19 protein-coding genes are annotated in these 18,328 nt (G+C 73.1%); 15 read left to right on the top strand and 4 right to left on the bottom strand.

The genetic code is table 11. The features are described from left to right. Positions 1-31 precede the first annotated feature (31 nt). Positions 32-556: a hypothetical protein gene (locus tag LNW73_RS31705; RefSeq protein ID WP_250992299.1), complete on the bottom strand. Its 525-nt coding sequence runs from the start codon at positions 554-556 to the stop codon at positions 32-34. 113 nt (positions 557-669) lie between these two features. Here LNW73_RS31705 and LNW73_RS31710 point away from each other — a divergent pair, with 113 nt between their 5' ends. The 8 genes from LNW73_RS31710 to LNW73_RS31745 all read left to right on the top strand — a co-directional run bounded on the left by LNW73_RS31710 (position 670) and on the right by LNW73_RS31745 (position 8,626). Next, entirely contained in the window at positions 670-1,896 is a 1,227-nt protein-coding gene (locus LNW73_RS31710; RefSeq protein ID WP_250992300.1) for an aminotransferase class I/II-fold pyridoxal phosphate-dependent enzyme, read from the top strand. A gap of 157 nt (positions 1,897-2,053) precedes the next feature. Further along, positions 2,054-3,388, top strand: coding sequence for an ergothioneine biosynthesis glutamate--cysteine ligase EgtA (gene egtA / locus LNW73_RS31715; protein ID WP_250993102.1), 1,335 nt, complete (start codon positions 2,054-2,056; stop codon positions 3,386-3,388). Further along, complete coding sequence (gene egtB, locus LNW73_RS31720; protein ID WP_250992301.1) at positions 3,385-4,734, top strand: ergothioneine biosynthesis protein EgtB; 1,350 nt, start codon at positions 3,385-3,387, stop codon at positions 4,732-4,734. Before egtA ends, egtB begins: the two co-directional genes overlap by 4 nt. Next, complete coding sequence (gene egtC, locus LNW73_RS31725; RefSeq protein ID WP_250992302.1) at positions 4,734-5,486, top strand: ergothioneine biosynthesis protein EgtC; 753 nt, start codon at positions 4,734-4,736, stop codon at positions 5,484-5,486. Before egtB ends, egtC begins: the two co-directional genes overlap by 1 nt. Further along, positions 5,483-6,454: an L-histidine N(alpha)-methyltransferase gene (gene egtD, locus LNW73_RS31730; protein ID WP_250992303.1), complete on the top strand. Its 972-nt coding sequence runs from the start codon at positions 5,483-5,485 to the stop codon at positions 6,452-6,454. The genes egtC and egtD overlap by 4 nt, the downstream gene beginning before the upstream one ends. Before the next feature lie 165 nt (positions 6,455-6,619). Continuing rightward, positions 6,620-7,870: a DUF2637 domain-containing protein gene (locus LNW73_RS31735; RefSeq protein ID WP_250992304.1), complete on the top strand. Its 1,251-nt coding sequence runs from the start codon at positions 6,620-6,622 to the stop codon at positions 7,868-7,870. 170 nt (positions 7,871-8,040) lie between these two features. Beyond that, positions 8,041-8,208, top strand: coding sequence for a hypothetical protein (locus LNW73_RS31740; RefSeq protein WP_250992305.1), 168 nt, complete (start codon positions 8,041-8,043; stop codon positions 8,206-8,208). Positions 8,209-8,281: 73 nt separating this feature from the next. Continuing rightward, entirely contained in the window at positions 8,282-8,626 is a 345-nt protein-coding gene (locus LNW73_RS31745) for a hypothetical protein (protein ID WP_250974243.1), read from the top strand. 22 nt (positions 8,627-8,648) lie between these two features. On the opposite strand, the gene LNW73_RS31750 is transcribed toward LNW73_RS31745, so the two are convergent. Beyond that, positions 8,649-9,785: a DUF5937 family protein gene (locus LNW73_RS31750; RefSeq protein WP_250992306.1), complete on the bottom strand. Its 1,137-nt coding sequence runs from the start codon at positions 9,783-9,785 to the stop codon at positions 8,649-8,651. On the opposite strand from LNW73_RS31750, the gene LNW73_RS31755 reads away from it, so the two are divergent. The 5 genes from LNW73_RS31755 to LNW73_RS31775 all read left to right on the top strand — a co-directional run bounded on the left by LNW73_RS31755 (position 9,784) and on the right by LNW73_RS31775 (position 15,342). Further along, positions 9,784-10,347 (top strand): tetratricopeptide repeat protein, encoded by a 564-nt coding sequence (locus LNW73_RS31755; protein WP_250992307.1) that lies wholly within the window; start codon positions 9,784-9,786, stop codon positions 10,345-10,347. The genes LNW73_RS31750 and LNW73_RS31755 overlap by 2 nt on opposite strands. Before the next feature lie 110 nt (positions 10,348-10,457). Continuing rightward, entirely contained in the window at positions 10,458-11,609 is a 1,152-nt protein-coding gene (locus LNW73_RS31760) for a glycosyltransferase (RefSeq protein ID WP_250992308.1), read from the top strand. Positions 11,610-11,738: 129 nt separating this feature from the next. Then, positions 11,739-13,079, top strand: a complete 1,341-nt coding sequence (locus LNW73_RS31765) for a glycosyltransferase 87 family protein (RefSeq protein ID WP_250992309.1) — start codon at positions 11,739-11,741, stop codon at positions 13,077-13,079. A gap of 45 nt (positions 13,080-13,124) precedes the next feature. Next, positions 13,125-13,505 carry an RNA-binding S4 domain-containing protein gene (locus tag LNW73_RS31770; RefSeq protein WP_250974238.1) on the top strand — a complete coding sequence of 127 codons (381 nt, stop codon included), beginning with the start codon at positions 13,125-13,127 and terminating at the stop codon, positions 13,503-13,505. A gap of 259 nt (positions 13,506-13,764) precedes the next feature. After that, complete coding sequence (locus tag LNW73_RS31775) at positions 13,765-15,342, top strand: DHA2 family efflux MFS transporter permease subunit (RefSeq protein ID WP_374118290.1); 1,578 nt, start codon at positions 13,765-13,767, stop codon at positions 15,340-15,342. A 43-nt stretch (positions 15,343-15,385) separates the two neighbouring features. Here the strand turns inward: LNW73_RS31775 and LNW73_RS31780 are convergent, their stop codons facing one another. Together LNW73_RS31780 and LNW73_RS31785 are read right to left on the bottom strand one after the other, a co-directional pair. Continuing rightward, positions 15,386-15,706 carry a hypothetical protein gene (locus tag LNW73_RS31780; RefSeq protein ID WP_250992311.1) on the bottom strand — a complete coding sequence of 107 codons (321 nt, stop codon included), beginning with the start codon at positions 15,704-15,706 and terminating at the stop codon, positions 15,386-15,388. A gap of 40 nt (positions 15,707-15,746) precedes the next feature. After that, complete coding sequence (locus LNW73_RS31785) at positions 15,747-16,586, bottom strand: YhjD/YihY/BrkB family envelope integrity protein (RefSeq protein WP_250992312.1); 840 nt, start codon at positions 16,584-16,586, stop codon at positions 15,747-15,749. 244 nt (positions 16,587-16,830) lie between these two features. On the opposite strand from LNW73_RS31785, the gene LNW73_RS31790 reads away from it, so the two are divergent. After that, positions 16,831-17,379: a ferritin-like domain-containing protein gene (locus tag LNW73_RS31790; RefSeq protein WP_250974234.1), complete on the top strand. Its 549-nt coding sequence runs from the start codon at positions 16,831-16,833 to the stop codon at positions 17,377-17,379. Positions 17,380-17,927: 548 nt separating this feature from the next. After that, on the top strand, positions 17,928-18,320 hold the full coding sequence (locus LNW73_RS31795) for a hypothetical protein (RefSeq protein WP_250992313.1): 393 nt from the start codon (positions 17,928-17,930) through the stop codon (positions 18,318-18,320). The last annotated feature ends 8 nt before the right edge of the window (positions 18,321-18,328 follow it).

Below are 18,328 nucleotides of genomic sequence, written 5' to 3' on the forward strand. Positions count from 1 at the left end.
CGAGGGAGTGTCGGTCCGCGGCGGACGGGTGTCAGTCCTTGTCGGGCCCCTGGGCGCGCACCTGCTCGACGTGTTCCAGGGAACCGCGCAGGTCGCCGAGCCAGTCGTCGGCGTTGCGCTGGACCAGCCGTACGCACCAGGCCAGCGCGTCGCTGCGGCTGCGGGCGACGCCCCCCGCGATCAGGGTGTCGAGCACCTGGCGCTCGGGCTGGCGCAGTCGCGTCATGACCGGCGCGGCGACCGTGGTGTACCAGCCGCGGGTGTCCGCGCACTGCACACCCCACGACACCTTCCGCCCGTACTTCTCCTCGGCCTCCCGGGCCACCTCCATGCGGGCGCCGCGGGTGCGCCCGCGGAACTCCGCGATGCGCCCCTCCTGGGCCGCGTCCCGCTCCGCCTGCGAGACGTCCGCGGCCAGTTCGGGCTCGGGGATCCGGCCGACGACGGTGATCTCCTCCCGGTCGACGGTGACGTCCAGGAGCTCGGTGAACAGTCCTTCCGGCAGGCGCCCGGCGAACCAGCCGCGTACCGCTTCACGATCCTTCGCTGTAATCATGTAATCAAAATTACTCCTCACGACCGGAGGGGCAAGCGATTTTCGCTGTTTACTTCGAGGGGACGGGTAGGCAGGGACGGACGGACTGGTCGGCGGCGACGACAGGGAGACCGATGGACGGCGGACACGGGCTGGACCGGACGGGGACCCGGAGCGTGAAGTGGCTGACCGCGGGCGTGGAGCAGGACGCCGGGCGGATCCCGCTGGGCGTGGCCGATATGGACCTGCCGGGATTCCCGGCCCTCTACACGGCGCTCCGGGACCGGCTGGACCATCACGCACTGGGGTACACCCGGGCCGATCCCGCCGCCCGGGAGCTGGTCGCGCGCTGGTACGCCCGCCGCCACGCGGCCGCGATCGACCCCGACTGGGTGGTGCTGCTGCCGTTCGGTCCCCGCACCGCGGTACGCGTGCTGCTCGACGCGGCCGCGGCCGGTCCGGCGCCGCGCGGCCCGGTGCTGACGCCGGCGCCCGAGTACGGCGGCTTCGCGGCCGTCGCCGGCGCCGCGGGCCGGACCGTACGGGAGATCCCGCTCGACCGGACGGGCGGCGGATACCGGCTGGCGGTGGACGAGTTCGCCGACGCCTGCCGCCGGGAACCGGGCGCCGTGGTGGCGCTGAGCAGCCCGCACAACCCCACCGGCCGGGTGTGGGACGCCGCGGAACTGCACGCGCTCGCCGCGGCGGCCGCCGGCTGCGGCGGGTTGCTGATCAGCGACGAGGTGCACTGCGAGATCGTGCACCCCGGGCACCGGCACAGCACCGCCGTAGACGCCGCCGGGGAGTTCGCGCGGCACACCGTCGTCGTCCACTCGGTGGGCAAGGCCTTCAACGTCAGCGGCCTGGCGGACGCGTTCCTCCTCGTACCCGACGCCGGCCTGCGGCGGCGCGTCGTCGCCACGCTGGAGGGATTCGGCTTCTTCGAGGGCGGACGGCTGCTCGGGGCACTCGCCCAGCAGGTCGCGCTGGAACACGGCGAGCCGTGGCTGCGTTCACTGACTGCCGGGCTGACGGACCGGCGGGACCTGATCGTCACCCGGTTGGCGGACGCGGTTCCCGGAGCGGTCGAGTGCGTGCCGGAGGCGTCCTTCCTGTTGTGGCTGCGCGGAGCGGCCTTCGCCGGCGCCCGCCCGGAGGGTGTCGCGCCCGACGCCGGGATCCGGGAGGTGCTGCTGGCCGCGTGCGGCGTGGAGTTGACGGACGGCGCCGCGTTCGGGGCGGCGGGGGAGGGCTACGCACGGCTGAACTTCGCGCTGCCGGAGTCGGCGCTCGCCGAGGCCGCCGACCGGATCGCCCGTTTCGCCGAAAAGCGGCCGGGAATGCGGTCGGGGGGCAGGTGACGCATGCGGGGGGCATGTGACACAAAAGAACATCGGCCAAAAAGTTAACATATTCGAACAAACCATAAGAAAAAGTGAGCGCGATCGTCCGTAGTGAGGCACATTGGTTAGCGGCCGCCACAGCGGCCCGATGGGAGACATCACCATGCGTCACGACATGGCAGGCACCGCCAGGCGACCGGCCCGGCGGCAGCCCGGTTCCGCGGGACCGGTCACCGAGGCAGAGGCAGAGCTGTTCATCCACGGCATCTGCTTCAAGACCGGCCCACCGACCAGGGTCGGTACCGAGCTCGAATGGTTTCTGCACGACACGAACGACCCGGCCCTGCATATCGACCCCGGCCGGCTGGCAGACGCCGTCAGCGGCCTGGAACAGCTCCCGCTGAACGCCGGGCTCACCCGTGAGCCGGGCGGCCAGATAGAACTCAGCTCCCGCCCCGCCGACTCCCTCGCGCAATGCGTCGAGGAGACCTCGGCCGACCTGGCCGCCGTCCGCGGCCATCTCAAGGCGCGGGGCCTCGTCGCCGCAGGCCACGGCCACGATCCCTACCGCACACCACGCCGCATCCTGGACCTCCCGCGCTATGTCGCGATGGAGGAGTACTTCGACCGGGCGGGCCCCGCCGGCCGTTCCATGATGTGCAGCACCGCCTCCGTGCAGGTCTGCGTGGACGCGGGCACCGACAGCCCCGGGCCGCACGGCATCCGTTCCCGCTGGCGGCTGGCCCATCTGCTGGGCCCCGTCCTGGTCGCCGCGTTCGCCAACTCACCGCTGCGCCAGGGCGTCCCCAGCGGCTGGCGGTCCACCCGTCAGGCCGTGTGGTCCCTGATGGACACCGCCCGCACCCTCGCCCCGCCGCTGGACCGCGAACCCCGCGCCGCCTGGGCCCGGTACGCCCTCGACGCGCCGGTGATGTGCATCCGGCAGCAGGACGGCCTGCCCTGGACCGCGCCCACCGAACTCACCTTCCGCGACTGGATCGGGAACGGCGGCCCGGACGGCTCCGCACCCACCCTCGACGATCTGCGCTACCACCTGACCACCCTGTTCCCGCCCGTCCGGCCGCAGGGCCACCTGGAACTGCGCATGATCGACGCGCAGTCCGGCGAGGACGGCTGGATCGTGCCGCTGGCCGTGGTCACCGCCCTGTTCGACGACCCCGTCGCCCACCAGGCGGCGCTCCAGGCCCTGCTGCCGCTGGGCGTGGGCGGCCCGGCCGCCCCGCGCAACCCGCTGTGGGTCCGCGCGGCCCGCCGGGGCCTGACCGACCCGGCCCTGCGCCGGGCGGCCGACGCCTGCTTCCGGGCCGCCCTCGAAGCGCTGCCGCGGATCGGCGCACCCGCGCACGTCCAGGCCACCGTCACCGAGTTCGCCGAGCGCTACATCGCGCGCGGCCGATGTCCCGCCGACGACCTGATCGACCAGGTCCGCTCCGCGTCCGGCCGCCCGCCGGCCCGGACCGGCACGCCGACCAAGGAGGACCGCGCGTGAACGACAGCACCGCCCCCGGGCGGGCCCCCGGGCAAAACGATGACGCGCTGCGCGCCCGCATCGCGGCGGCCCTGACCACCGCGCGCGCCCGCACCCGGACCCTGACCGAATGCGTCGAGGACCCGGACCTCACCGCCCAGCACTCACCGCTGATGTCACCCCTGGTCTGGGACCTCGCACACATCGGCAACCAGGAGGAGCTGTGGCTGCTGCGCACCGTCGGCGGCCACGAGCCGATCTTCCCCAGTGAGATCAACTCGCTCTACGACGCCTTCGAGCACCCCCGCGCGGAGCGGCCCCGGCTGCCCCTGCTGCCGCCCGGTGAGGCCCGCGGATACAACCACGAGGTCCGCGGCCGGGTCATGGACCTCATCGAGAAGACCCCGCTGCACGGCAGCGGCCTCCTCGACGCGGGATTCGCCTTCGGCATGGTCGCGCAGCACGAACAGCAGCACGACGAGACCATGCTGATCACCCATCAGCTGCGGACCGGCCCCGCCGTCCTCACCGCACCGTCGCCGCCCGCCGCACCCGCCGACGCCGCGACACTGCCGCGCGAGGTCCTGGTACCCGCCGGACCGTTCACCATGGGCACCTCCACGGAACCCTGGGCGCTGGACAACGAACGCCCCGCGCACAGCGTCCAGGTCGACGCCTTCCACATCGACACCACACCGGTCACCAACGGCGCCTACTTGGAGTTCATCGCGGACGGCGGCTACGACGACCCGCGCTGGTGGACAGGACCCGGCTGGGAGCACCGGCAGCGGGCCGGCCTGTTCGCCCCGCTGTACTGGAGCCGTGAAGGCGGCCAGTGGCTGCGCCGGCACTTCGGCGTCACGGAACCGGTGCCCGCGGACGAGCCCGTCCTGCACGTGTCCTGGTACGAGGCCGACGCCTACGCCCGCTGGGCCGGACGCCGGCTGCCCACCGAGGCCGAGTGGGAGAAGGCCGCCCGCCACGACCCGGCCACCGGCCGCTCCCAGCGCTACCCGTGGGGGGACGAGGACCCGGGTCCTGAACACGCCAACCTCGGCCAGCGGCACCTGCGGCCCGCCCCCGCCGGCAGCTACCCCGCCGGAGCCTCCCCGCTCGGGGTGCGCCAGCTCATCGGCGACGTCTGGGAGTGGACCGGCAGCGACTTCCTGGCCTATCCCGGATTCGCCGCGTGGCCCTACCCGGAGTACAGCGAGGTCTTCTACGGCGGCGACTACAAGGTGCTGCGCGGCGGAGCGTTCGCCGTCGACCAGGTCGCCTGCCGCGGCACCTTCCGCAACTGGGACCACCCCGTACGCCGGCAGATCTTCTCCGGCTTCCGCACCGCCCGCTCCCAGGACGGCCGCTGATGTGCCGGCATCTGGCCTACCTCGGGCCGCCCGTCGCGCTGCGCACCGTGCTCACCGAGCCGGCACACAGCCTGTACCGGCAGTCCTGGGCGCCCCGCGAGCAGCGCCACGGAACGGTCAACGCCGACGGATTCGGCGTCGGCTGGTACGCGGACCGCGATCCGGTGCCCGCCCGCTACCGCCGCGAAGGACCGATCTGGGCCGACGCCTCCTTCCCCGACCTCGCCCGCGTCATCAGCACCGGCGCGCTGCTGGCCGCCGTCCGCTCCGCGACCGAGGGCGGTGCGGCGGGCGAGAACGCCGCGGCGCCGTTCGCCGCCGACCGCTGGCTCTTCAGCCACAACGGGGCGCTCACCGGCTGGCCCGCGACCCTGGAGCCCGCCGCCGCGCGGCTGTCCGCCGCGGAACTGCTCTCCCTGGACGCGCGCTGCGACTCCGCCTTCGTCTGGGCGCTGGCCCTGCACCGGCTGCGGGCCGGGGAGCCGCCGGGCGACGCGCTCGCCGGCACCATCGCCGACCTCGCCCCGCACGACCGGGGGCGCCTCAACCTCCTTCTCACCGACGGTGCCGTCATCGCCGCCACCACCTGGGGCGACACCCTCTACTACCGCCACGAGCCGGGCCGTTCGGTCCTCGTCGTCTCGGAACCCCACGACGACGAGGACACCTGGGTCAGGGTCCCCGACCGGACCCTGCTCGTCGCCACCCCCGACGAGATCCAGCTCACGACGCTCAAGGAGCCGAACCGTTGAGTACCTTCACGCTCACCCGCCGCCTGCCCGCCGACGCCACCGCCGACGCCCTGCGCGCCGACGTACGCGAAGGGCTCACCGCCGACCCCAAGTGGCTGCCGCCCAAGTGGTTCTACGACGCCCGCGGCAGCGAGCTCTTCGAGGAGATCACCCGGCTCCCGGAGTACTACCCGACCCGCGCGGAACGGGAGATCCTGCAGTCGAGAGCGAAGGAGATAGCCGCCGCCACGGGAGCGGCCACCCTCATCGAGCTCGGCTCCGGATCGTCCGACAAGACCCGGCTGCTCCTCGACGCGCTGCTCGCCGCCGGGACGCTGAAGACGTACACGCCCGTGGACGTCAGTGAGGCGGCCCTGCAACAGGCCGGGGAAGCGCTGCTCAAGGAGTACCCCGGGCTGCGGGTCGACGCCCTCATCGGCGACTTCCTGGGCGACCTGCGGGTGCCCGGGGCCGAGGGGCCGCGGCTGGTCGCCTTCCTCGGCGGCACCCTCGGCAATCTGCTGCCCGTCGAACGCGCCCGCTTCCTGGCCGCGGTCCACGCCGGACTCGCCCCCGGCGACGCGCTGCTGATCGGCACCGACCTGGTGAAGGACGAGGCCACCCTCGTCGCCGCCTACGACGACGGGGCCGGGGTGACCGCGGAGTTCAACAAGAACGTGCTGCACGTCATCAACCGGGAACTCGGCGCCGACTTCGACGCGGGTGAGTTCGACCACATCGCCCTGTGGGACCGGCAACGCGAGTGGATCGAGATGCGGTTGCGGGCCCGCTCACACCAGACGGTGAAGATCCCGGAGCTCGACCTCGCGGTCACCTTCGAGCCGGGCGAGGAGATGCGCACCGAGATCTCCGCGAAGTTCCGCGAGGAGGGCCTGCGCGGGGAGCTCGAAGCCTCCGGGCTCGACCTGCGCCACTGGTGGACGGACACGGGCGGCCGGTTCGGGCTGTCGCTGTCCGTCGCCCGGTAACAGCGCTTCTCCGCGGGCACCGTGGCCGGCTCCCGCACCGCCGACGGCGGTGCGGGAGCCGGCTCATGTCAGGGGTGTTCGAGGGGTGTCACTTCCGGCGGGCTCGGCCCATGAGACTCTGGGCACCGCTGAACTGATGTACGACACCTACAGGAGGGGTCGCGGGTGCCCGCGATACGTTTGACCCGGACGCACCGGATTCTTGTCGGTGTGGTGGTCGCCGGTGCGGTGGTGATCGCCGCGATCGGTTTCGCGGGATCGTATGCCGCGGTGCGGGAGCTGGCGCAGAACAAGGGCTTCGGCTGGTTCGCGAACGTGTTCCCGATCGGTGTGGACGCCGGGATCGTGGTGCTGCTGGCGCTGGATCTGCTGTTGACGTGGATGCGGATCCCGTTCCCGCTGCTGCGGCAGACCGCGTGGCTGCTGACCGCGGCGACGATCGCGTTCAACGGTGCGGCCGCCTGGCCCGATCCGGTCGGGGTCGGGATGCACGGCATCATCCCGGTGCTGTTCGTGGTCTGTGTCGAGGCCGCCCGGCACGCGGTGGGCCGGGTCGCGGACCTGACGGCCGACAAGCACATGGAGTCGGTCCGTCTCACCCGCTGGCTGCTGGCCCCGTTCCCCACCTTCAAGCTGTGGCGCCGTATGAAGCTGTGGGAACTGCGCTCCTACGACCAGGTCATCCGCCTCGAGCAGGACCGCCTCGTCTACCAGGCCCGCCTCCAGGCCCGCTACGGCCGCGCCTGGCGCCGCAAAGCACCCATCGAAGCCCTCATGCCCCTGCGGCTCGCCCGCTACGGCATCCCCCTGGCCGAAACCGCCGCCCTCGGCCTCGCCGCCGCCGGCATCACCCTTCCCGCCGTGCCCGCGGTCACCGCCGGTCCCGGCGGAGCGGACAGCGCCACCGCTGAGGCCGCAGCCGCGGACGGTGAGGACACCGGGGCCACCCGCCATGAGCAGTCCGCCGCTCCGGACAGCGTCGACGGCCGGGCGCACCCGGGACAGCCGGCGGGGGACGACGGGAACGACGGGTACGAGAACCTCTGGTTCACCCCGGTCCCGGTGCTGCCCGCGGACGAGTCGGGCGAGCTCGGCGACTACCCGGCGCAGGACGACGGCACGGCGCCCGAACCGGCACCGGTGGCCGCCCGGGAGCAGCCGGCCGCCGCGCCCGCGGGTCCGGCCGGCGCCGCCTCGCGCCTCGACACCATCTACGCCGCGTTCGTCGAACTGACCGACGCGCTGGGCCAGTACCCGACCTTCGACGATCTCGCGAAGAGTCTCTTCGTCCGCTACAACGTCTCCGGCCGCGGCGGTCAGCCGCTGAGCCCCGACAGCCTGCGCCGCTACGCCGGCCAACTGCGGGAACGGTACGAGGCGGAGCGCTCGGGCGCGGAGTACGGCGTGGAGGTTTGAGAGCAACCTCCCCCGGAGGAGTGACCGTTGCGGGAAGTTGTCCTCCTGGGTGCCGACGGGCTGGGACACTCCAGTAAGAGCGGTTCGGCATGATCCGGTACCAATGCGTCGTATGGACGGGTTCGCCTCACCCGCCGCCAGCTGCCCCGCGCGGCCGGCGAGACAAGGAGGTGGCGGCGCTGGTGATCATGGTTCTGGAGTGGCTCGGTCTGTGGGTCGGGGTCAGCCTTGCCGCGGGTCTGCTGATCGCCGTGGCCGGATATCGTCGCAACACCCTGCGCCGCCGTGCCGAGGAGTCCCGCCGGATCGACCCGCCGGACGGCGAGCCCCAGGACTGACGTGCGGATCTGCCTCCGGACGAGGGGGGCCGGCGCGCTATCGCGACGGCGATCCGTGCGCAACACTGGATCCATGACGCCCGAGCAGCAGCGTGTTCTGGACACGATCGCGTTCCGGCTAGCCGCACGACTGGGCATCGACCGGGCCGAGGCCCGGATCGCGGTCGAGGACGCGGCCGACCGGCGTGGTCCCCATCTCGCCGAGGTCGACGCGGAGTTCCGCGCCGTGGCCGCGGAGCTGGCCGCCGCCGGGCAACCGGCCGTCCGGTTCGCCGCGGCGCTCCACCGGGCCGCCCGGCGCAGCGTCCGCGACGCGGTCCGGGAGCGGGAGCGCGGCAAGCGCTTCGTCGCCCGGCATCCGGACCTGGTCGCCCTCGACCACCGGCTCGACAGGCTCTACGAGCGCCCCACGTCCTGACGGCGGCCGCCGCTCCGGCGCGCTATCCGCCGCCGTGCCCGCGCTCCGCCACCGCGTGGCCGAGGTCCGTGCGGCGGTAGCGGATCTCGTGCCGGTGGCGCTCGCCGACGACGAAGCCCGCGTCCCGCAGGACCGAGAGGTGCTCCGAGACGGTGCCGCCCGCGAGGGCATGGCGGTGGGCGAGCGCCGAGGTCGAGGCGGGTTCCGTCAGACCGGTCAGCAGCGCGGCCCGGGTGCGCCCGATCAGCCGGGCCAGCGCGGCGTCCCCGGTGCCGCGCGGCGGCTGCCACAGGGTGCCGAGACCGCGCACCGGGTAGATGGCGGTGGGCTGCCAGGGCGGGTCGACGACGATGACGACCTCGTCCCACTTGAAGGCGCTGGGCACCAGCACCAGTCCCTCGCCGTGCAGATCGCGCCGGTCGTCGTCGCCGAACTCCCTCGTCAGGACGTTGTCGTGCCACCGCAGCATGGGATGGAGCTCGGCGAAGAGCCGGTCGAGACCGCCCTCGGCCAGCCGCCGGGACTGGAAGCCGACATCCGCGTCGAGCAGGTTGCGCACCCGCGGCCAGACCGGTTCGACCAGCGTGTGCCATGCCTCGCGGACCAGCCGCGTCAGCAGCGCGAGAACGCCGGCGGGCTCGCCGAGCAGCAGCCGGCCGGTCTCGCTGTCCGACGCCCCGGGGCTCTCCTGGAGCGAGCGGACGATCTCGGCGCGGACCTGTTCCGGCGGGGTCGCCGCGATGCGGGCGAGGTCCTCGTCGAACGTGGCGAGCGGACCGGTCGGCGGCGACAGGAAGTCGGGGGTGTATCCGCGCCGGGGCTGCAACAGGGTGATCGGCCGCAGGTCCAGCGTGCCGAGCGCGGGGCGGACCGAGTCCAGCCACCGCTGGTGGTGGCCAGGACCCTGTTCGCCGGTGGCGACGCGGACCGCGGCGAGCGTCTCCAGCGCCGGAGAGACCGCGAAGCGGCATCGCCGCAGGTCGGCGGGGCTGAACCGCAGAGTGACGGCGATGGTGTGCTCCCCGCGGAGATCGGGTGTCCCGGTGAGTGATTCGGTCCGGGCCGAATGACTGGTGGGAGCGTAGCAAGGCTCGCAGGATGGCCCCCATGAGCAGCGCCACCGCCGCCCGGCGGGGCGACCGTGAGGGGAGCACGACATGAGCGACACGACGAACGCGGCCGGTGCGGCGAACGCGACGGCGGGAACGGCCGGGACGGCCGCGACGGACGCCGGGTGGGAGCGGCGGACGGCCGAGCTGTGGGCGGCCATCGACGACCACAGCGAGGAGGACTTCCAGGCCCGGATGGAGAAACTCGCCGCCGAGCTGCCCCCGGACCATCCGGTGGGGGTGTTCGAACGCGCCGCCTCGTTCGACTCGACCGGCCACTCCGACCTCGCGGTCCCGCTGTACCGGCAGGCGCTCGGCCTCGGACTGACGGGTGAGCGACGCCGCCGGGCCGTGATCCAGCTGGCCAGTTCGCTGCGCAACCTCGGCCGCGCGCCGGAGAGCGTCGCCCTGCTGACCGCCGAGCGGGACGCCGGCTCCGACCACCTGGACGACGCCGTCACCGTCTTTCTCGCCCTCGCCCTGGCGGACACCGGCCGCGAACGCGAAGCGGTGTCGATCGCGCTGACGGCGCTGGCCGGCCATCTGCCCCGCTACCAGCGCTCGGCGGCCAACTACGCCCGGCTGCTGGTGGAGCCCGATCCCGCCGAGTAACGCCGCCCGGCCCGGCCCGTGCCCGGTGTCCGGACGTGCGCCGTCCCCCGTCTCCGGTTCGCGGAACGATGGCATGATGTCGGCCTTCGCGAGCGAGAGGGGACGCCACCGTGCGCATTCTGTTCACCTTCGTCGGAGGGAACGGCCACTTCGAACCGCTGATCCCGATCGCCGACGCCGCACGGGAGGCCGGCCACACGGTCGCGTTCACCTGTCGTCCCAGCATGGGCAGGACGGTGGCGGCGGCGGGATTCGACGTCCTGGAGGGGGACGCCGGCCACGAGTGGCAGGCGGAGCGGCGTCCGCTGCTCGCGGTCAGTACCGAGCGCGAGGACCAGGTGCTGCGGGACGCCTTCGCCGGCCATATGGCACGTGAGCGCGCCGCGAGCGGGGTCGGCCTGTACGCCGCGTGGCGGCCCGATCTGCTGGTGTGCGAGGAGATGGACTTCGGCAGCGTGATCGTGGCCGAACGCCTGGGACTGCCGTACGCACGCGTACTGGTCATCGCCGAGGGCTCGTTCGTACGGCACCACCTGATCGCGGAGCCGCTCAACGCGTTGCGCGCCGCGCACGGCCTGCCCGCCGATCCCGGGCTGGACATGCTCGGCCGCCATCTCGTCCTGGCGCCCTTCCCGCCCGGCTTCCGGCACCCGGACTTCCCGCTGCCGCCCACCGGGCAGGCGCTCCGGCCGCGCGGCCTCGACGCGGCGGCGGAGGAGGCCGAACCGAAGTGGATCGGGGAACTGGGAGACGCGCCGACCGTCTACTTCACCCTCGGCACCGTGTTCAACGTGGAGTCGGGGGACCTCTTCGCGCGGGTGCTGGAGGGGCTACGGGAGCTGCCGGTCAACGTGGTCGTGACGGTCGGCAAGGACATCGACCCCGCGGAGCTCGGGCCGCAGCCCGGCCATGTGCGCATCGAGCGGTTCGTTCCGCAGGCGGCGCTTCTGCCGCACTGCGACGTGGTCGTCTCGCACGGCGGGTCCGGGAGCGTGATCGGCGCGCTGGCGTACGGTCTGCCGTCGGTGCTGATCCCGATGGGAGCCGACCAGCCGCAGAACGCGGCCCGTTGTGCCGCGCTGGGCGTCTCCCGGGTGCTCGACGCCGTGCGGGCCACCCCGGACGACGTCCGCGAGGCGGTCGTCGAGGTACTGGCGGACGCGTCCTACCGGCTGGCCGCCGAACGCCTGCGGGACGAGATCGCCGCCCTGCCGGACGCCACCCGGGCCGTCGCGCTCCTGGAACGTCTGGTCGCGGAGTAGGGCCTGTTCGGCCCAGTCGGCCGGGCTTTGGTGAACGATTTCAGCGTGTTGGTCATTTTGGCAGCTTTTGGGATGTTTTAGCGTCTGGGGTGGTGTGGTTGGCGGGTGGCGTGGACTGTGGAGGTTCGGGTGGCGTCGTGCGGTGAGGCCGAGTGCACGGGATGCGCGTGCGATACGGACCGGGAGCGTACGGCGCCTGCTGGAAGCAGATTCGGCATCGAGTCCCGCTGGTGGCCGCTGGCGGCCTACTGGGTGGCCTCGCGGCTGGTGATGCTGGCCATGCTGCGCACCGGGCACGGGGACATCGCGGAAGAGGTGCACCGGCTGTACACGCGCTGGGCCGGGGAACTGGAGGCCGGATCGTTCCCGGCCAGGGACGTCACCTGGCAGTACCCGCCGGGCGCCGGGCTGGTCATGCTCGCGCCCACTCTGCTGCCCGTGGTGTCGTACCTGCAGGGGTTCGTCGCGCTGATGGTGCTGGCCGACGCCGTGGTGGTGCTGGCCCTGGTGCGCGCCGCGCGCGGCGGCGGCCCGGCCGGCGAGTCCGGCAGCGCGGCCGGCGCCTGGCTGTGGGCGGGTGGCCTGCCCCTGCTGCTGGCGCTGCCCTTCGCGCGGTTCGATGTGGCGGTCACCGCGCTGGCCGTGCTCTCCCTGCTGGTCATCGGCCGGCGGCCGTGGCTCGGCGGCACCCTCGCCGGACTCGCCGCGATGATCAAGGTGTGGCCGGCGCTCATCGTGCTCGGCACCCCCAGGGGCCGGTCCACCCGCGAGGCGTGGAGCGCGGTGCTGGTGTCCGCGGCGGTGCTGCTGACGGTGCTGGCGCTCGGCTTCCGCGGAACGTTCGGGTTCCTCTCGTCGCAGGGAAACCGGGGCGTCGAGGTCGAGTCGATGGGCGGCACCCTGCTGCACCTGGCCCGGCTGGGCGGCTGGCCCGGCCGCGTCAGGATGCACTACGGCTCGTTCGAGTTCCTCGGTCCCTACGTCTCCAGCGTCGCCCGCGGCTCCTTGCTGCTGACCGCGGTGGCGTTCGGATGGCTGCTGCTGTGGCGCTGGCGCGCCCGGGTCTGGAGCGAGGCCACCGTCTACGACGCGGCCCTCACGGCGGTGCTGCTGTTCACCTCCACCAGCCGGGTGATCAGCCCGCAGTACCTGATCTGGCTGATCGCCCTCGCCGCGGTGTGCCTGACGGTGCGCGGCACCACCCAGCGCCCGGTGGCGGTACTGCTGCTTCTCGCCACCGCCGTCACCGCCGTGGACTTCCCGCTGTTCTTCGGCGCCGTGCTGAACAGCTCCTGGCAGGGCGTCGCCGTCCTGGTGACGCGCAACAGCCTGCTGGCGGCCGCGACGCTGCTGTCCTGCGTACGGCTGTGGCGCGCGGCGGTCCCGGCCCGCCGCACCTCCCGCACGACCGGACGCCGCGCCGGACTGCGGCCGCTGCCCCTGGAGAGCGGAGCCGTCGGCGGCGGCTGACCCCATCCGGGCCACGCCGGGCCGCGCCGGCTTTAAGGTCGTGTCATGGCTGCAGACGAGGGGACCGTACGGGTCGACAGTTGGATCTGGTCCGTACGGCTGACGAAGACCCGGTCGATGGCCGCCGCGGCGTGCCGCGCCGGCCACGTCAAGGTCAACGGTGAACGGGTGAAACCGGCCCACACGGTGCGGGCCGGGGACGAGGTACGGCTGCGCGGGGAGGGCGCCGAGCGGATCGTGGTCGTCTCGCGCATCGTGCGCAAGCGCGTCGGTGCGCCCGTCGCGGCGGAGTGCTTCGTCGACAACAGCCCGCCGCCGCCCGCCCGCGCGGACCTGCTGGCGATCGGCCACCGCGACCGGGGGGCGGGCCGCCCGACCAAGCGCGACCGGCGGGAGTTGGAACGCCTCCGGGACATCGACGCCTGACCACGCCCGGGACGCGGTCACCGGCCGCCGCACGGCGGCCGTCAGGGGTCGCGGACCGCTTGCCGTGGGAGATCGGCGCACATAGCGTGAGTCGTGCCGGCCGGGCTCCCGGCCCACCGGATCGCGCAGCGCGGACCTGGGAGGCGATCATCACGGACCCGATCGAGTTCCCGGACCGCGTGCCCGCTCCCGCACCTCTCACGGGTGCGGTGCCGCTCCGGCTGCCCGGATCAGAACGGTAGGCCCCGCCATGTTCTCGATGTCGCGGGCGGCCCGGCGGAAAGCGGACGGGGCAGGGCAGCCGGGCGTGGCCGGGAAGCCCGGCGGGACCGGGACGGCCGGGGAGATCCGCGTCCGGTCGGCCGCCGGGCGGTGGGTGCTGGTGGCCTCGGTCCTCGGGTCGGCGCTCGCCGGTATCGACGCCACCGTCGTCAACATCGCCCTGCCGGCGATCGGCCGTGACTTCGGCGCCGGCTTCGGCACCCTGCAATGGGCGGTCACCGCGTACACCGTCGCACTGGCCTCGCTCATTCTGCTGGGCGGAGCGCTGGGCGACCGGTACGGCCGGCGCCGGGTCTTCAACGTCGGCGTCCTGTGGTTCGCCGCCGCGTCACTGCTCTGCGGGCTGGCGCCCACGGCCGGCCTGCTGCTGGCCGCACGAGCGCTGCAGGGCGTCGGGGGAGCGCTGCTGATGCCCGGCAGCCTGGCCATGATCCAGGCGTCCTTCCACCCGGAGGACCGGGCGCGGGCGATCGGTTCCTGGTCCGCCTTCGGCGGCGTCGCCACCGCGATCGGTCCTTTCCTCGGCGGCTGGCTCGTCCAGGCCGCCTCCTGGCGCTGGGTGTTCCTCATCAACGCCCCGCTCGCCGTCGCCGTCGTCCTCATCTCGCGGCGGCACGTGCCCGAGACCCGCGATCCGGCGGCCACCGGCCGGATCGACGTGCTCGGCGCGGCCCTGAGCTGTCTCGGACTGGCAGGCGTCACCTACGCGATCATCGCCGCCCCGGAGCACGGGGCCGGGTCGCCGACGGTGATCGTCAGCGGTGCGCTGGGCATCGCCGCCCTGGCCGGCTTCCTCGTCGCGGAAGCGCGCCAGGCACACCCGATGCTGCCGCTGAGCATGTTCGCCTCACGCCAGTTCAGCGCCGCGAACGGCGTCACGTTCGCCGTCTACGGAGCCTTCGGCGGAGTGTTCTTCCTGCTCGCCGTCCAGCTGCAGGTCGTCTCCGGATTCTCGCCGATCGCCGCGGGGACGGCGATGCTGCCGATCACGATCATGATGCTCCTGCTCTCCGCGCGCTTCGGCCGGCTCTCGCAGCGCATCGGGCCCCGGCTGCCGATGACGGTCGGACCGCTGATCTGCGCGGCCGCGATCCTGCTGATGTTCCGCGTCGGGCCGAACGCCGACTACCTCCGGGACGTGCTGCCCGCCGTCGTCGTGCTGGGCTTCGGCCTGGCCGTGCTGGTCGCCCCGCTCACCGCCACCGTCCTGGACGCCGTCGGCGCCGAGCACGCCGGTGTGGCCTCGGGGGTCAACAACGCCGTCGCCCGCGCGGCCGCCCTCATCGCCATCGCCGCGCTGCCCGCCGTCACCGGACTGTCGGGCCGCAGCTACGACGACCCCGAGGCGTTCTCGCACGGCTTCCACCTGTCGCTGGTCATCGCGGCGGCGCTGCTCGTGGCGGGCGCCGTGCTGGCCGCCACCATGATCCGCACCCCGACCGCGCCGCCGGCCGAGGTGCCGGCAGCGCCGCAGGAGGAGGAGCCGTCCGCGCCCCGTATGCACTGCGCGGTGGACGGCCCGCCGCTGACCGCCCGCGAATGCGACAGCGGCTGACGGCGGTCGGTCCAGCCGCGAGTGCGACAGCGGCCGACAGCGGTCAGTCCAGCGTCCGCCGCATCGTGTAGATGGAGTACGTCCCCATCTCGCCCCCGGGATCCAGCTCCCTGACCTTGTCGAGCATCCAGGCGGGTGCCATCCCCCGCGCGCTGTACTCGGCCTCGCCGCGCGCCTCGAGCAGCCAGCCCTCACCGCCCAGCCGGTCGAGCCGGGCCAGGATCAGCGTGGGGGTCTGGAGCGTCGAGTCCTCCAGCGCGACGATCTCCGCTCCTTCGCCGGTGACCACCAGCTCGTAGACCTTTCCCGCCCCCGGGGGCCCGTAGTACCCGATGTACAGAAAGCCGTACTGCCAACGCTCCACTGTCGTCCTCTCCAACCGGTCGGATGGTGGCGCGGTCACGTCACTGAGGACGCTTGCGCTCATACAGCCCCTGCCCCGCCAGCGCTCCCGCATAGATGACGAATCCGATGCCGATCAGCCAGGACTGGACGATCAGGACGGTTCCGATGGGCCCGTACGAGACCGCGCTGCTGGCGATCAGCGGTGAGAAGACGGTGATGGAGAAGAACCGGAGCCCGACCAGCCCGCCCACGGTCAGCAGGGCGCCCGGCAGCAGGAGCCGCCGGGCGATGCGGCCGCACAGCAGGAAGTGCTGCATCCACCAGAAGAACGCCACGCCTCCCACCGCCGTCACGACGATGCGGATGAGGGGCTGCAGCGGCGTGTCCTGCAGGACGTGGTCGCAGTACTCGGCCGTCAGCAGATAGCCGACCAGGACCGCGAGAGCCAGCGCCCGCCGCCAGGTGGCGTGCCAGGGTGCGGACGGCAGTTCCCAGATGCGTTCGTAGGCGGTCTGGATGGCGGCGATGAAGGACAGCCCGAAGACCGCCAGGGACGCGAGGCTGAGCGCGGTCGTCGTACTCAGCACCCGCGCCGGGCTGCTGAACAGGCTCTCCACCGCGCGCGCGGAACCGCCCGTCACCCCGAGCGCGTCCCGCACCCACGCCACGAACCCCTGACCGTTGTGCCCCAGCGCCGCCGCGACGACGATCAGCAGCGGAATCAGCGTCACCAGGCCGAGTGCGGCGAAGCCCATCGACCGCTGCATCAGCTCTATCTCGACGCCCCGCCGCCAGATCCGGCGCAGCACCCGGGCAGCCTTCGGCCCCCGGCGGGACGACGGACCGTCCGAGCCGGAGTGCGCGGTGCGGCGGGTACCGGGAACGGACTCCGAGCCCATGCAGGTCTGCTACCCCGTCCTCGGGCGTGTGCACGGGCCGACGGCCGTCGGTACGACCGTGTGCGGTTCCGCGGCGGGGGGAGCCGGATTCGGCCGAATGACCCGCTGCATCCGGCGATGCCGGGGCCGGGTGGCTGATCTCGGGCCGGGGAGGGCGTACCGGGCGGGACAGCCGGGTACGCGCAGCGCGTGGACGGGTCTCCCGTTCGTCTTGGCCGCAGATCACGAAGGACGGTAGTACGACATGGCGGAGTTCCTGACCGACATCGAAACGCTCCGGAGCCGGGCACGCAAGGAGATCGAGAAGGGTCCGGTGACGGATGCCTACGGCGCCGACCTCAAGCGGGTCATCCAGGTGCTGAACGAGGCGCTGGCCACCGAGATCGTGTGCACCCTGCGCTACAAGCGGCACTACTTCACGGCCACCGGGCTGTACTCGGAGCCCGTCGCGGCCGAGTTCCTGGAGCACGCCCAGGAGGAGCAGGCGCACGCGGACAAACTGGCCCAGCGGATCGTCCAGCTGGGCGGGGAGCCGGACTTCGACCCGGACACCCTCACCAAGCGCTCGCACGCCGAGTACGACGCGAGCCTCGGCCTGATCGACATGATCAAGGAGGACCTGGTGGCGGAGCGGGTCGCCATCGCCTCCTACACGGAGATCGCCCAGTGGCTCGGCAACGGCGACCCGACCACCCGCCGGGTGTTCGAGGAGCTCCTCGCGCAGGAGGAGGAGCACGCGGACGACCTGCGCGGGCTGCTGGAACGCATCCCCCAGGAGAAGTCGGGCCTCTGACGGCCCGAACTCCCGCCTGTCCGCCGCGGACCGGTGCGCAACACGCCAGAACTCCCGGGCGTGCAGCGCACCGGTCCGCGGCGCGTCGTGGGGTGCGCTCGGGTCCTCGTGGACCGCGGGAGCCCTGTCACGCCCCGGGCGTTTGCCGCCCCGCGCCGGGGGAAGCGGCTTCAGTACAGAGTTCTCCGGCCGGCCGGCGGACCTCCGCCCCCGTGCGGAGCTGAACCGGCCGGAGACCTGCCACCACGAGGTGTACGACGGCACGGTGCGGAGCACGGAGTATCGTCCGGCCGGAAGCACGGCCGGCGTTGACGAAGGAGTGCACGAGGCGGCCTCCGCCCTGGGGGCCAGACATCGCGGAGATACCCCATGGACGCTGACGAACACTCACAGCTCACACCGGACTTACCTGCCCTGGTCGAGGTTCCCGATCTCCCCGGAGCGGCCGCGTCGGCAACCGAGCGCGCCGCCCCTCCGGCCTCCGGGAAGCACGGTGCGGACCGCCGCGCCATCAGTCCGCTCAGCCGCACGGGGGAGGGACCCACACGATGGGCGCTGTAGAACTCACCGACGAGGAACGCCGGATCCTCAGCAGCATGGAAGTCAACTTCCGCCGTGAGGGACGGTTCCTGCGCAGGCTGGCCAGTTGGGTCGGCCCCGCCCGCCGCCGGGTGCGACGCCCGCCGGTCCGCTGGCTGGTGGCGCTGCTCGGCGGGCTGGCCGCCGGATCCCTGGTCCTGCTGATCGAAGCGGTACGCGCGGACGCACCGACGCTGATCTACACCTTCGTCGGCACCTGGACGGTCACGCTGATCGGACTCGGGGCCCTGACCCGCCGCGCCACGACCGTCTCCGTCCACCGCCCCCACTGGCACCGGAAGCACCGCGCACACCAACCGGACCGGGCCTCGCGAAGCGCGCCGCGGCACGAGGCCTCCTGAGCCGAACG

Source organism: Streptomyces sp. RKAG337, assembly GCF_023701715.1.
Lineage (GTDB): Bacteria > Actinomycetota > Actinomycetes > Streptomycetales > Streptomycetaceae > Actinacidiphila.

Bases quoted from the DNA above. Each gene is read 5' to 3' on its own strand.
- LNW73_RS31705 (WP_250992299.1), bottom strand. From the start codon at position 556: ATGATTACAGCGAAGGATCGTGAAGCGGTACGCGGCTGGTTCGCCGGG.
- LNW73_RS31710 (WP_250992300.1), top strand. From the start codon at position 670: ATGGACGGCGGACACGGGCTGGACCGGACGGGGACCCGGAGCGTGAAG.
- egtA (WP_250993102.1), top strand. From the start codon at position 2,054: ATGGCAGGCACCGCCAGGCGACCGGCCCGGCGGCAGCCCGGTTCCGCG.
- egtC (WP_250992302.1), top strand. From the start codon at position 4,734: ATGTGCCGGCATCTGGCCTACCTCGGGCCGCCCGTCGCGCTGCGCACC.
- LNW73_RS31745 (WP_250974243.1), top strand. From the start codon at position 8,282: ATGACGCCCGAGCAGCAGCGTGTTCTGGACACGATCGCGTTCCGGCTA.
- LNW73_RS31755 (WP_250992307.1), top strand. From the start codon at position 9,784: ATGAGCGACACGACGAACGCGGCCGGTGCGGCGAACGCGACGGCGGGA.
- LNW73_RS31750 (WP_250992306.1), bottom strand. From the start codon at position 9,785: ATGTCGTGCTCCCCTCACGGTCGCCCCGCCGGGCGGCGGTGGCGCTGC.
- LNW73_RS31770 (WP_250974238.1), top strand. From the start codon at position 13,125: ATGGCTGCAGACGAGGGGACCGTACGGGTCGACAGTTGGATCTGGTCC.
- LNW73_RS31775 (WP_374118290.1), top strand. From the start codon at position 13,765: ATGTCGCGGGCGGCCCGGCGGAAAGCGGACGGGGCAGGGCAGCCGGGC.
- LNW73_RS31785 (WP_250992312.1), bottom strand. From the start codon at position 16,586: ATGGGCTCGGAGTCCGTTCCCGGTACCCGCCGCACCGCGCACTCCGGC.
- LNW73_RS31790 (WP_250974234.1), top strand. From the start codon at position 16,831: ATGGCGGAGTTCCTGACCGACATCGAAACGCTCCGGAGCCGGGCACGC.
- LNW73_RS31795 (WP_250992313.1), top strand. From the start codon at position 17,928: ATGGGCGCTGTAGAACTCACCGACGAGGAACGCCGGATCCTCAGCAGC.